The sequence below is a fragment of the Undibacterium sp. FT79W genome, from assembly GCF_014284215.1.
GTDB classification, from domain to species: Bacteria; Pseudomonadota; Gammaproteobacteria; order Burkholderiales; family Burkholderiaceae_D; genus Undibacterium; species Undibacterium aquatile.
Genome location: NZ_JACOGB010000011.1, coordinates 38,778 through 52,835, shown reverse-complemented (window position 1 = coordinate 52,835; position 14,058 = coordinate 38,778). Strand labels below are relative to the sequence as shown.

12 protein-coding genes are annotated in these 14,058 nt (G+C 50.8%); 7 read left to right on the top strand and 5 right to left on the bottom strand.

Annotated elements, in window-relative coordinates; translation table 11 throughout:
• Positions 1-701 precede the first annotated feature (701 nt).
• Complete coding sequence (gene infA, locus H8K38_RS17400; protein WP_186886116.1) at positions 702-965, top strand: translation initiation factor IF-1; 264 nt, start codon at positions 702-704, stop codon at positions 963-965.
• Between the two features lie 126 nt (positions 966-1,091).
• Here infA and mdcG read toward each other — a convergent pair whose 3' ends face one another.
• The 3 genes from mdcG to H8K38_RS17385 form a co-directional block, all read right to left on the bottom strand.
• Positions 1,092-1,775 (bottom strand): malonate decarboxylase holo-[acyl-carrier-protein] synthase, encoded by a 684-nt coding sequence (gene mdcG / locus H8K38_RS17395; RefSeq protein WP_186886115.1) that lies wholly within the window; start codon positions 1,773-1,775, stop codon positions 1,092-1,094.
• A gap of 12 nt (positions 1,776-1,787) precedes the next feature.
• On the bottom strand, positions 1,788-3,314 hold the full coding sequence (locus H8K38_RS17390) for a biotin-independent malonate decarboxylase subunit beta (RefSeq protein ID WP_186886114.1): 1,527 nt from the start codon (positions 3,312-3,314) through the stop codon (positions 1,788-1,790).
• 74 nt (positions 3,315-3,388) lie between these two features.
• Positions 3,389-4,669 carry an HD-GYP domain-containing protein gene (locus H8K38_RS17385; RefSeq protein WP_186886113.1) on the bottom strand — a complete coding sequence of 427 codons (1,281 nt, stop codon included), beginning with the start codon at positions 4,667-4,669 and terminating at the stop codon, positions 3,389-3,391.
• Positions 4,670-4,851: 182 nt separating this feature from the next.
• Here H8K38_RS17385 and H8K38_RS17380 point away from each other — a divergent pair, with 182 nt between their 5' ends.
• Positions 4,852-5,187: a metalloregulator ArsR/SmtB family transcription factor gene (locus H8K38_RS17380; RefSeq protein ID WP_186886138.1), complete on the top strand. Its 336-nt coding sequence runs from the start codon at positions 4,852-4,854 to the stop codon at positions 5,185-5,187.
• Positions 5,188-5,236: 49 nt separating this feature from the next.
• Positions 5,237-6,346, top strand: coding sequence for a 6-phosphofructokinase (locus tag H8K38_RS17375; protein ID WP_186886112.1), 1,110 nt, complete (start codon positions 5,237-5,239; stop codon positions 6,344-6,346).
• Positions 6,347-6,403: 57 nt separating this feature from the next.
• Here the strand turns inward: H8K38_RS17375 and H8K38_RS17370 are convergent, their stop codons facing one another.
• A complete protein-coding gene (locus H8K38_RS17370; RefSeq protein WP_186886137.1) occupies positions 6,404-7,714 on the bottom strand; it encodes a hemolysin family protein in 1,311 nt (436 codons plus the stop codon).
• Positions 7,715-8,007: 293 nt separating this feature from the next.
• Here H8K38_RS17370 and H8K38_RS17365 point away from each other — a divergent pair, with 293 nt between their 5' ends.
• A complete protein-coding gene (locus tag H8K38_RS17365; protein ID WP_186886111.1) occupies positions 8,008-10,035 on the top strand; it encodes a site-specific recombinase in 2,028 nt (675 codons plus the stop codon).
• 135 nt (positions 10,036-10,170) lie between these two features.
• Entirely contained in the window at positions 10,171-10,803 is a 633-nt protein-coding gene (locus H8K38_RS17360; protein WP_186886110.1) for a YitT family protein, read from the top strand.
• Here H8K38_RS17360 and H8K38_RS17355 read toward each other — a convergent pair whose 3' ends face one another.
• Complete coding sequence (locus H8K38_RS17355; RefSeq protein ID WP_186886109.1) at positions 10,804-11,808, bottom strand: GlxA family transcriptional regulator; 1,005 nt, start codon at positions 11,806-11,808, stop codon at positions 10,804-10,806.
• A 193-nt stretch (positions 11,809-12,001) separates the two neighbouring features.
• On the opposite strand from H8K38_RS17355, the gene H8K38_RS17350 reads away from it, so the two are divergent.
• Together H8K38_RS17350 and fghA are read left to right on the top strand one after the other, a co-directional pair.
• On the top strand, positions 12,002-13,108 hold the full coding sequence (locus H8K38_RS17350; RefSeq protein ID WP_186886108.1) for an S-(hydroxymethyl)glutathione dehydrogenase/class III alcohol dehydrogenase: 1,107 nt from the start codon (positions 12,002-12,004) through the stop codon (positions 13,106-13,108).
• Positions 13,108-13,995 (top strand): S-formylglutathione hydrolase, encoded by an 888-nt coding sequence (gene fghA / locus H8K38_RS17345; RefSeq protein WP_304941563.1) that lies wholly within the window; start codon positions 13,108-13,110, stop codon positions 13,993-13,995. The genes H8K38_RS17350 and fghA overlap by 1 nt, the downstream gene beginning before the upstream one ends.
• The last annotated feature ends 63 nt before the right edge of the window (positions 13,996-14,058 follow it).

Sequence of the window (14,058 nt, the reverse complement as noted above, 5' to 3'; positions counted from 1 at the left end):
AGACAACGCAATGTGTGGATTTCGGTCGGAACATTGTCTGCTGACCGAACATCCATGCAGGTGCGCTACACAGTCGTATTGCCTATTGCTGGAGTCAGGGATCAATATGTGTCGCATATCTCTCGCTTGGCGTTGATTTGTTTATATTGTGGATCAACCTGAGTGTCTATCACTACGCACAGAAAATACAATAAAGTCTCAGATTATTTGAACCTTGAACTTGCTTTGAATGTTCCAGCTTCCTTTTCATGGACGGCAGTATTTTGCATGACCGGTTTACAAAGTTAATACGAATTATTACTCTCAGAACCCGTCTGTAAAAAACAAACATGGATAGTGATTATGGTAAGACAGACCTAAGAAACGACTACGACCACCTAATCAGGGTATAATCTCCCGTTAAAGTGAGTTAGTCCAATTATCAAACAAATTTTCCGGCATCCGTTATCCTCTTCCGTCAGCGTAGTACTTTGCGTCAATTGGTGGCTCTTGCCTGTGCTGATTTTCCGGATATGTCTTTACGCTCTGACGTAAATGCCATACAAGTATGGCTCGCATAACGATCTTTTTCTCTTTAATGCAGCGGATACGCTGTACGAACAATAAGTAACGCCAGCTCCTGCAATGAATGTCATTGCAGGACTATATCAACTGCCGCAACAGCGACGGTACCTAATCATTAATATGAATGTGAACCCACAATGGCAAAAGAAGAACTGTTAGAAATGAACGGCCTGGTTGAAGAAGTTTTACCGGACTCCCGCTTCAGAGTGAATTTGGAAAATGGACATCAACTGATCGCCTACACCTCAGGAAAAATGCGTCAGCATCACATCCGCATTCTTGCGGGAGATAAAGTCACGCTGGAAATGTCGCCTTATGATTTGACTAAAGGCCGCATCACTTTCCGCCATATTGAAAAACACAGCGGCTCAGGTTCTGCTCAGCCACGCCGTCGTTACTAAACTGCAGGTGCGTTGAAATAAGCTGTCCGGACTGATCCAGGTAATCAACTCGTCGAGTGATGAGGGCATTTGAAACCGAATCAGTCTTCGCTTTGAACATGTCTGTATTTTGCCATTCCGGCAAGGCTAAGTTTCATGCAGACTTTCTGTCAGCACATGTTTGGGAAGTAGCCGGGCCTGATACATGTCTTTCACCAGAACAAGCTGATCCTGCGCAGCGTCCGGCACCGAGTCGGATAATAACCATTCCTTCCAACTGACTGCCTGCCCACGTGGAAAGATGACTTCACCATCCAGCGGCATTTGTTCACGATAACGCTGCAATAAAGTCAGTCCGGCAACAAGATGTTTGTGATCCTGCGGACGAAACAGGATGTCAATTCTGGAATTCGTATCGAGATAATTTAATCCCGTCAAAAACTGCAACGCGAGTGCACCATATACGCGTAAGCGCACACCGGCAGCCGTTGCCTCCAGATTCAGCTCTCGTAAAGCTGTTTGCCAGGCAACAGGCGCCACTGGAATTACCGTGCTCAGCGATAAGCTCGACTGATGCTCTATGATGTACTCGACTCTGGTTCTGGCAAATATGTATGGCTTACGCCCATCCGTCAGCGACAGATCAAATCCTATACAGACTTCATCATCGCCGGCTTCCGCATCCCGGCGCAACACCACAGCAGGCCACTCCTCACGTTGCCAGCGTTGCAAACCCTCGCTATTTTGCGTTTGCCTGGAAAAAATGTCGCTCCATGCCTGATCAGATAACCACACCAGATCGTGACGCTGAAATTGTTCAATCTGATCCACTTCAATACTGCCTTAACGTTTAATATCTGCAAATAATACGGCATCAACGACTTTTTGTGCCATAACACGCCCACCTCGTGCGGCGCCGTGCGACATACGTAAATCTTCATTGGAAATATCTGCGAATGCGGTCATCAGACAAGATGCCAGATTATTTTTCCAAATTTTCTGTATGCCGCCCATGCGCAGATAGTTTTCAGGGCCGGGCGCAAAAACCGGATGAGATTGCGCAAGTCCAGCGAGCGTTTCCAGTGGAATTTTCATAATGCGCGCCATGGCAGATAAATCCATGACTCTGATTATTGACGAAGGTAGTGCGTAGCAAGCATCTGCCATCATACCGCTACTGACAAAACCTCCGGATAAGGCCTGCCCATAGACCAAAGCGACGATCTTATGTCCGTTTCGCCGCGCTGATTCTATACATTTTCCCAGATGCGCCATATATCGTTGCATTCCCAGCATTTCATCCCTGCGGCGCAAACGCTGCCCCGTCGTATCGACCAGCAACAAAATCGGTCGCTCCGGATAATCACGCATCGTCATCAACACCAGTTGTGCCTGCTTCAGAGCGATTTCCACTCCGATTTCGGTGTGATTTGTCGTACCGATAACGCTGACGGTTGCGCTATTCATTTGCGCAGTGCCTGATAACACTGAGTTTTCTTCGGCGATGTCATATCCCTTAGGAAAAAGCTGTGCCGCCAGATGACCCCATTCCGGCTCAGGCTTCCCGGCTCTGCAAGTATCAGCGTAACCAGTATCGCCAGTCGCTGGTGGGAATGTCGCTAAGCGCTGCGTCAACATTGCATGTTCGGCTTCAAGTGAGCTGAAGCCCGATACTGTCTGCCTGGTGACCGTCAGTGCCTGCACCGCCGCTGCTTTAAATGCAGCAATCGTATCTTCCACCAACATCTGGCAATCGCCACTACGATAGCGATGTTCGCCGCCGCTGACTTGCCATACCAACGCACGATCTCTGGAGTCAAATTCCTCAACACCATGCACAGTTTCAATGACTCTGGGCCCGGACATTCCCAACCGCGCCTCGGTCGACATGACGAGAGTATCCGAGCAATTGGCGACGATGCCCATACCGCCAAAACAGCCATGCAGGCCTCCATTGAGTACGATTACAGGAATACCGGCTGCACGCACCGCCAATACTGCCCGCATCAGCTCAGAAACTGCGATCAAACCCGCGTTGGCTTCTTGTAAGCGCACGCCGCCAGACTCTGCCAGAAGTATCACTGCCGTCGGTTTTTCCAGTAGCGCTTTGCGCAATAAGCCAACTAATTTGGCGCCATGAACTTCGCCTATCGCACCGCCCATGAAATTGCCATCCTGCACAGCAGCGAACACCATTTTTCCGCACAGGTAGCCATAGCCGATGATGACGCCATCATCGAATGCAACCGGAGTATTCAGGTGTGGCAAATGCGGACTACCCCATGCAGGTGATGCGGGTAGCAATTCTTGAAAATGTTCAACGATGCCGTTTATGCGTTGCCGCGCAGTCGCATGCAGATAACTGGTCATGTCTTTATCCGGATAAATTTGCCGCTCTTGCTGCGCTGTGAGCGATCGAAAATCAGTCTCGTCTGACAGACCTATCAGGATGACTGTCTGGCGTTTTTCTGGGTATCGAAGAAATAAGTCATGCGTTTGCGTGGGCTCAGATATTCGTATATTTCAGGTGCAAGCTGCGCGGGTTTGAGACTGGCCTCAATCTCGATAACCGGCTCATGAACCAGATCAAGAATAATCGCCTCCGATTTAGGGACACTCGGATCATAGATCAATACACTGGGACGTAAGGGCTTACCAGAATTGACAGCAACGACCATACCGTAAGTGCCATCAGATAACCGGACTATCGTTCCGGGAGGATAAATACCCATACTGCGGATAAACAGATTCAAGGCAGCAGGGTCAAACTGCTTGCGCAGATGACCGAACATATGCGCCATCGCCTCGTAAGGGCTCATGGAATCTGCAGGATTAGGGCAATTACACAAATTATCGTAAGCATTCGTTATCGTCACAATACGCGCCAGCGGGGAAATTTTATCGCCCGGCAAAGCACCCGGATAACCGCTTCCATCCATATGTTCGTGATGCTGATTGATAATATCCAGCACCTGTTTTGGCAAATGTAATTTTTCAGCAATTTGCTGACCATAAAAAACATGCTGTCGCAATAAATTCTGCTCAGCACGCGTCAGTTCAAATGTCTTGTTAACAATCCGGTCAGGAATCTCCATTTTTCCTATGTCGTGAAACAGGCATCCCATACCCATCAACTTGATATCATCGGCGGAAAAAGCGAGTTCTTTCGCCAGCATCATCGTCAGCACAGTCACATTCAGCGAATGGTAATAAGCCTCTTCACCAGCAATTTTGTCATTCATCAGATGGATCGCGATATCCTTATCAACGAGCAGAGATTCCAGCATCTGCTGCACCAGCTCTTCGGCTTGCCTGACGGATTCCTGCGGACGTGCAAACAGGTTCTTCGTAATATTTTTTAAAGTTCCCGCTGCTTTCAGCAATTCCTTTTCACACTCAGCAATAGCATTGCGCTCTTTCAGAAGACGATCAATACGCGCACGCTTTTCTTTGATTTTCTCAAGTTCCTCAGGCGTCGGCAGGGCTACTTCTGCAACGGGTGCGTTGGCCGATGGCGGTGGCAGAGGACGACAATCCGACTTGGACGGATTCACCCTGATCGTTTTCAAACCTAACTGGCGAAGTGCCAGAATTTCCTGTTCGTTTTTTATCTTAAAACTGTTCAACGCAAAGGAATGATCAAGCCAGGAAATATCGAGATGAACATATAAGCCGACACACAGTTGTTCGACCGGAACGTTCACAGTAATTGGGGTTGCGCACATGTTGCAGATGAAAAGTATGAGTCAGGCTATTTTAACAGCCTGACAGCTTGGAATGACCGCGGCATTGTGCTGTCGTGCTGAACTCTAAGAGTTGGCGCTGGCATCCGCTTCTCTTGAAGGACACCAGCATCGCGCATTGAAATGGTATGATTGTCGCTTTAGAAGCGGAGCTTGCTACTGTGATGGAAGGCTTGTCAGATCAGGCGTTGACGCAAGTCGCGCAGTATTTCTCAGCGTTGGCAGAGCCAACGCGTTTGCGCATTCTGAATTGTCTGCGCGATGGCGAACTGAATGTTGGTGAACTGGCTGAACGCTGCCAATGCTCTCAGGCGAATGCCTCACGCCATTTATCGACGCTGGCAAAACACGGACTGGTTGAACGTCAGAGTCGTGGTACAACGGTGTTCTACCAGATCGCCGATCAATCCGTCTATGACTTATGTGATCTGGTCTGCGGCAATGTGGCCCGACAACTTGATGCGCAAGCAGCTTTGCTGGGATCAATCAGAGGCAAATAGTGACCTGAGCACAATCTGATCCGCTTTATTGGTATCACAGAGGAAATTCATGTCACATCCTATACGACGTATTGCCATCAGCACAGGCGGTGGCGATGCCCCGGGTTTAAACGCGGTCATACGTTCTGTCGTTTTTGCCGCTGAAAAACGCGGCTGGGAATGCTTCGGTATCCGCGAAGGCTTCAATGGCATATTACGACCGGATCGCTATCCGGTTGACGGCATTACCAGACTGACGATGGCACAAGTCGATCATATCGGTCACCTTGGCGGAACAATACTGGGAACCACCAATCATGGGAATCCTCTTAAGTTCGCCACCACCATGCCAGACGGCAGTGTGACAGAAACCGACCGCAGCGGGGAAATACACGCAGCGCTGAAGGCAATGGATATTAATGCCTTAGTCTGCATCGGCGGCGACGGCACATTAACGATTGCCAATGTGCTTCATCAGCAAGGAATGCGCGTCGTTGGCATTCCAAAAACCATCGATAACGATCTGGATAAAACCTTTACCACATTTGGCTTTGACACCGCCGTCGCCTTTGCAACCGAATGCACGGATAGACTGCACAGTACTGCCAGTAGTCATCAACGGATTATGGTGGTCGAGGTCATGGGACGTTATGCCGGCTGGATCGCATTGCATACCGGCATTTCTGCAAATGCGCACGCTATCCTGATACCGGAAATTCCGTACGATATTGAAAAACTGACGGCCCACCTGATCGCCAGAGACCGCGCCGGTCATCACTATTCCATCGTTATCGTGGCCGAAGGTGCGAACCCATTGGGTGGCGAACGCGTACTGCATGAAAAAGCCGGAGCCGGCTATGTGGAAAGACTGGGTGGCATAGGCGAAAACCTGGCGCAAGAATTACAGAGAAAAACCGGGAAAGAAGCCCGCGCCGTCGTGCTCGGTCATCTGTTACGAGGCGGTAGTCCGAGTGCCTTCGACCGCGTTTCTGCGATGCGCTTTGGTGCTGCCGCAGTCCGGGCATTAAATGAAGGGCATTCCGGCATCATGGTGGCACTGGCATATCCGGATGTGAATTATGTCGCACTGGAAGAAGTGGCAGGACGGATGAAAAGTGTGCCGCTGAATGGTGATATTGTGCAGACTGCGCGCGACCTGAATATCTGTCTCGGCGACTGAATTTCTACTTTATCCGACTTCGCATCAGCAAGTCACAACCTGCTGATGCGACGCGTATCACGATACGGCAGCCTCTTTTTTGGGGTAAATCCTGACCAGAACGATGCGTGGGCCATTCATCTTTTTAACCACGGCGTCAAAACGGTCGAACTCCACTTTCTGTCCTTCGACTGGCAAGTCGCCTAATTTCTGCATGATCAAACCACCGATCGATTCGACTTCATCGCTGTCTAGATCAAAGCGCAATGCCATGCCCAGCGTGTACAAGGGCAAGCTACCTTTTCCTATCAGGGTGCCATCATCCAGCAATGTCCAGTCGTTTTCATTCTGCCGAAATTCATCGCGAATCTGACCAACCAACGCGCCCAGCAAGTTATCCAGCGTTAAGAAACCGACTGGCTTACTGCCTTTATGTCCAACGATCGCGAAATGGGGAGCGCCTTTACGAAAGCGACGGAACAGCTCCAGAGCTGGCATATTCGGCGGCACAAATTCTACCTGACGCAAATGTTTACTCAGATCATCCAGCGGTTTGCCGGATTGCTGCGCCAGAAATAAATCCTTCAGATGCAACATACCCAGTACCGTTTTTTCATCTTCATCAAAATACGGATAGCGGCTGAAACGGTTACGTGCTGCCGTCTCCATGTTTTCTTCCAGGCTGGCGCTTTTGTACATCGCCACCACTTCATTGATCGGGCGCATCAGATCAGAAATTTCCAACCCGCCGAAATCGAGCACCTGCGCCATGATGCTCCATTCATCGCGTATTTCTTTGCTGCCGCCATGACTGCCGCGCAAAATCAGCTTCAGTTCTTCCGGTGAATAATGGCTATCACTGCCATGCGCAACATCCAGCCCCACCCATTTCAGTACCAGATTCGCACTGCTGTTGAGCACCCAGATCACCGGATACATCAGCCAGTAGAATGCATATAAAGCGGGAGCCGTCCACAAAGACACTTTTTCTGGCATACGAATTGCCATCGATTTCGGCGCCAGTTCGCCCACCACAATATGCAGGAAAGAAATGACGAAAAAAGCAAAAAAGAAGGAAACACCGTGAATAATTTCAACCGAAGTCACGCCCAAAACGTGGAACAAAGGTTGCAATAAATTTGCAAACGCAGGTTCGCCTATCCAGCCCAACCCGAGTGAGGCGAGCGTAATACCAAGCTGGCAGGCAGAAAGATAAGTATCGAGATGCTGATGTACCGTGACTAATAATTTGCCACGCAAGCCCGAAGATTTGGCAATACTGCGAATTCGGGTCTGGCGCAACTTCACCAGTCCAAATTCGGCTGCCACAAAAAAACCGTTTAACAACACCAGTAACAGCGCAGCTATCACTAACAATAAATTATCCAACACGAAACCTTAGTTACGAACACGGCATTACTTTAGACTAGTTTGCAACCATTTGCATGCAAATGCCTGTGACTCACACAAAAAATGGAACTTTTCTTGGTTTTTCCCGGTCTATCCTGTCACACCTCACAGGTAAAGCCGGTTCATTCAAGTATTGAACCAGCAGCCGGCACCAGCATCTTCCTCCTCCATAGCCCTGCGTTCATCGCGAATAGCAAGAGATGAACCCGGCAACATGACAAATCGTGCAAAGTACGCTACAAGTTGTCAGCAAAAAAATTAAGGAGAATCACATGTCTTTCGATATGATTCTGGCAGACATAAAGTCCAGCCTTGCATTAACACCTGCATATAACGACATCAGCCCGCTGCGCCGCTTAGTGGCACAAATACGGCCACGGCAAGCAACCGACAAGCAAAGAGCCACCGATAACATACGCGCGCTGTGCTTTGTGTTACGCCAGCATCCGGCATGGCGCAAGGCGCTGCGCGAATACGTGCTACAAGTCATCAGCACCCGCACTCTGGTCCATTTACTGACGGACACCGGCATCACCTTGAACAACGGCTTCTGGGGCGCCGCCTGGCAAAGATTGATCAATAAATTTCTTCCGCCATTAGTCAACAATGATTATGTGAAAGACATTTTCGGGCAAATCTTTGATCATCCTTCCGATCACATCTGGGTCAACGAGTTGGATGAAAATACCTGGCAAGATCTGATCGACAGTATCGGTTTTCGTACCTCGAAGGCACGACAAGCACATGCGGCGTTGACCAACGAAATTTTGAGCGCCGTACAGGTATTGTCATACCGGATAACCAATATCGGACTGGAAGCAGAGCTGGTACGTAATTATCCTGAGATCGAAAGATTCGAGTCGCCGTTTCTCCGGCAAAATGATGAGATCAATAATTACGTGATCAGCTATCGCACGTGGTTAAACGACTGCACAACGGCACGTGAAGACAATAAACATATCGAAGTCTTATTGTCGCAGTGTGATGATATCGTCAACCGGATACGGAAAACTGCAGCTGTCGCAGGGGTTTCTGTCAGCCTGACCCGCTTACTGTTGCGCCTGACGCAAAGCATGCACAGGTTACGCAGTCTGCTGGATTTACTCGACAGCACGGACGCCAACGAAGTGTCCTCAATAGCCATACGCTTATTCAAAGAGCTCGTCAGTGCCGACAACAAACGTCACAGCCTGACCGACCTGATGCAAACGAATACCGAATTACTATCGCTGCAAGTGACCGAACGCGCCGGGAAAAGCGGTGAACATTATGTGACCAATAATCGCAGTGAATGGATGGCGATGCTGCGCTCGGCGCTCGGCGCAGGCTTTATCGTCGGCTTCATGGCAACGATAAAAATTCTGTTCAGTAAATTAGCGCTTGCCCCGTTTGGGTATGCGGTTCTCTACAGCCTGAATTATTCAACGGGTTTCATGTTGGTACATGTACTGCATTTTACGATTGCGACCAAACAACCGGCGATGACTGCAGCGCTGATCGCCCGTGCGATCGATGAAGGCAAACAAAAGCTCGATGAGCTGGTCGAGCTGATCGTGCGCGTCTTCCGCTCACAGTTCATTGCCATCATAGGCAATATCGGCTTAGCGATACCGACGGCCTACGTCATTGCGTGGGTCTGGCTTTGGATGACCGGCAGCCATTTGGTCACGCCGGAAAAAGCCGAACATCTGCTGCACGATCTTGATCCGCTCAATAGCCTCGCACTGCCTCATGCAGCGATTGCCGGCGTCTGCTTATTTTTATCGGGATTAATTTCAGGCTACTACGATAATAAAGCCAGTTATGGGCATATCCCCGCCCGCTTACGCCAACTTGCCTGGCCACGAAAAATATTCGGTGAAGAACGTCTGCACCGCATCACTGATTACATCGGTGACAATCTGGGCGCACTGGCCGGAAATTTCTTCTTCGGCATCATGCTAGGCACGATAGGTCAGTTAGGCGTTTTCTTCGGGCTGCCGGTTGATATTCGCCACATCACTTTTTCCAGTGCCAATTTTGCTTTTGCACTGGTCGGTCTGGATCACCATATAAGCTGGCAACTGGCTCTGTATTCATTACTCGGCATTTTGTTAATCGGCATCGTCAATCTTGGCGTCAGTTTCAGTCTGGCAATGCTGGTTGCGCTGCGTTCGCGCCGCGTCAGCTTTGGTCGCGGTAGTACCCTGGTGCATTTGTTGTGGCGCAGGTTCCGTTCCGGTGGCAGAGATTTTTTCTTTCCGGGCAAAGAGCAACACCCGGAAAATCAAGCGCCAGAACAACGCGATCAGCAACATTAAGGCGTCTCGTCTGGGTCTGTTATTGATACAACTCAAGTATCCGGCTCGCAGCAGTTATCTGCCTTCATGATACTGCTGCGAGAGCCTGATCAGCAGGTACAATAAGCGTCCTTCCCGGTTCCGACGCATCCCATCATGTCAACGCAGCCCACACCATCTAAACGCTTTATTCCGCACAGTTTACTGGAAGACGTGCTGGCGATTCTGACCGGCACGTTATTTGTCTCGCTAGGGATCGCGCTCTTCAATCAGGTTGGGTTACTGACCGGCGGCACAGCTGGGCTGGCATTCCTGATTCATTACCGCACAGGCTTGTCATTCGGCACTGTCTTTTTTCTGGTGAATTTGCCGTTTTACTGGCTGGCTCTCAAACGTATGGGATGGCGTTTTACGCTCAAGACGTTTTGCTCGGTCGCGTTGGTGTCTTTATTTTCCGGGCTGCATCCGAAACTGGTACATCTGGTCGATGTGAATATGCTGACGCCGTTTTATGTTGCCCTGATTGGTGGCTTACTGATGGGCGTTGGATTTATCGTTTTGTTCCGCCATCAGGCCAGCCTTGGTGGGATTAATATTCTGGCGCTGTACCTGCAACAGACGCGCGGTATCCGTGCCGGAAAAATACAAATGGGGCTGGACTTCGTCATTGTGCTAGCGTCACTCGCTGTCGTCACGCCACTTGCATTGGCAGCCTCAATACTCGGTGCTTTTGCTCTGAATCTGGCTATCAGTCTGAATCACCGCCCGGGTCGTTATATGGCAATGTGATCACTTCGTCGCACGCAGTCGGGCGCGATAATCTGTCGGCGAACAACACAAACGTTTTTGAAATACGCGACGCAAATGATCGTCGCTGGAAAAGCCGCAACGCGCTGCAATGGCTTTAACGGGCGCATTTTTTTCCGCATTGTCTGCCAATAATTGACAGGCAAATTCGACACGCGCTGCTTCGATAAATTCCAGGGTACTGACACCGACTTCCTGTTGAAACAAGCGACTGAAATTGCGCAGACTCATCCCCGCCATCTTAGCCAATTGCGCAACTGGTAAGCGTTGATGCAGATTCGCCATAATCCACTGCTGCACATCGCGGATATTCGATTGCGCTGTTTTCTGACTCAATAAATGCGTGCTGAACTGGGATTGCCCACCCGGTCGCTTCAGATACACGACCATGTCGCTCGCGACTTCCAGCGCCAGTGCATGACCGCAATCGGCCTCAACAAATGCGAGTGCCAGATCTATTCCTGCAGTAACACCGGCTGAGGTCCAGAGATTGCCACTGCGGATAAAAATCGCATCCGCATCCACCTGAACCGCGGGGAAATCCTGCTGCAATTGCGCGGCAACGCTCCAGTGCGTCGTCGCATGTTTGCGATCCAGCAGCCCCGCCTGCGCCAGAAAAAATGCACCAGAACATAAGGCCGCCAGCCGGTTTACCTTTGGCGCAACCGCCGATACCCAATCAATAATTGCCGGGTTTTCCAGCAGCGCAGCATTGATATGACGGGAGCCGACGATAATCGCGTCGTCAGGCAGCGCCAAGGTATTCAACACCTTGGTCGCATCCAGACACATCAGCGTATCGGAACGCACCATGCCAATCTGAGCAGCGGCAATCTTTACGTCATATGCTGCAGGCTTGCCCTGTCGCTGCAAATGAATATTCGCATATTCAAAAACGGACATAGGACCGATGGCTTCCAGTGATTTAAAACCGGGATAAACCACAATATCCACGGTTCTCGGCAAGTGGCGTTTTTCTGACTTCATGAAGGACATCCGGTGAATGAAACGACGACATGATAAACGCGATCACGATTACCGTCATTTTCAGCCATTCTTCAGCTGTTTTCCGCCACACTACGCGATAAGCGATGCAAGCGCGCGTGCTATCCACGACAATCTGCGGCATCACATCATCTGAAGAGCGCCATTCCCGGCGCTCCCTCCTTAAAGGATTAACATGAAAACCAAAGCCGCCATTGCCTGGAAAGCCGGAGCACCGTTGACGATAGAAGAAGTCGATCTGCAAGGACCACGTGCAGGTGAAGTCCTGATCGAAGTCAAAGCCACCGGTATCTGCCACACCGATTACTACACGCTGTCCGGCGCCGATCCTGAAGGCCTGTTTCCGGCGATTCTGGGCCATGAAGGTGCCGGCATCATTGTTGATACCGGCCCGGGCGTTACCAGCGTGCGCAAAGGCGATCATGTGATTCCGTTGTACACGCCAGAATGCCGTCAATGCAAATTCTGCCTGTCACGCAAAACCAATCTTTGTCAGGCGATACGCTCGACTCAGGGTCGCGGTCTGATGCCGGATGCCACATCGCGCTTTTCGCTAGATGGCAAACCGCTGTTCCACTACATGGGCACCTCGACGTTCTCTAACTACATCGTCGTGCCGGAAATTGCCGTCGCCAAAGTCCGTGAAGACGCGCCTTTCGACAAAATCTGCTACATCGGCTGCGGCGTGACCACCGGCGTTGGTGCTGTCGTATTCAGCGCGAAAGTGGAAGCCGGTGCGAATGTCGCCGTCTTCGGTCTGGGTGGCATTGGTCTGAACGTGATTCAGGCCGCCAAAATGGTCGGTGCCGACAAAATTATCGGTGTCGATATCAATCCTAAACGTCAGGAAATGGCACGTAAATTCGGCATGACGCACTTTGTGAATCCGAATGAAGTTGACAACGTGGTGGATCACATCACGCAATTGACGGATGGCGGTGTCGATTATTCGTTTGAATGCATAGGCAATACCAAGGTCATGCGCCAAGCGCTTGAATGCTGCCACAAAGGCTGGGGACAATCCTTCATCATCGGCGTGGCGGAAGCCGGTGCAGAAATCAGCACCCGTCCGTTCCAGCTGGTCACCGGACGCGAATGGAAAGGCTCCGCATTCGGCGGTGCCCGCGGCCGCACCGATGTGCCGAAAATCGTTGACTGGTACATGGAAGGCAAGCTGAATATCGACGATCTGATTACCCATCGTCTGCCGCTGGAACGGATCAATGAAGGTTTTGATCTGATGAAGAGCGGCGAATCTATCCGTTCTGTTGTGCTGTACTGATGATGGCGGACGTCACGATGAAGGCGCTGCCTGAAGGTGTGGAACTGCTGAGCCAACACACGTGTTTTGGCGGGCTGCAGCAGTTTTATCGCCATCCATCAACAGAAATCGGGCTGCCGATGCGCTTTTCCGTTTTCCTGCCGCCGCAGGCACTGACAGGCGCTGTATGCCCGGCGATATTTTTTCTGGCAGGTCTGACCTGCACCGAAGAAACCTTCATGATCAAAGCCGGGGCGCAACGCGTCGCGGCGCGTGAAGGGCTGATACTGATCACGCCGGATACCAGTCCGCGTGGTGCGAATATTCCCGGTGACAGCGACGCCTGGGACTTTGGTGTCGGCGCGGGCTTTTATCTGGATGCAACCGAAGCACCGTGGAGTGCGCACTACCGCATGGAAAGCTACATCGTCCATGAACTACGTGCGCTCCTGACCCAGTTCTTACCCATCGACCAAGAACGTCTCGGCATCATGGGGCATTCCATGGGGGGACATGGCGCACTGACACTGGCCTTGCGCCACCCCGGCATTTACAAAAGTTTGTCGGCTTTTGCACCGATCGCCGCGCCGACCGAATGTGCATGGGGACAGAAAGCGTTTCAGGGCTATCTTGGAAATGACAATGCCGGCTGGGTCGCGCATGACGCCAGCCTGCTGATGGCACAACAAACGCAGACACCTTTTCCACAAGGCATACTGATCGACCAGGGCGAGGCGGATCAGTTTCTGGCGAGTCAGTTACACCCGCATTTATTCGCGACCGCCTGCGAAAAAGCAGGGCAACCACTGACTTTGCGTCGGCATGCAAACTATGATCACGGGTACTATTTCATCAGCAGCTTTATCGAAGACCATTTACTGCACCATAAAAATCAGTTGATCACCTGATTTTGCGACGGGATGAAGCACCGTGTACGCAGTGCTTCATCCTCTCATCCATGTCGACTGCCC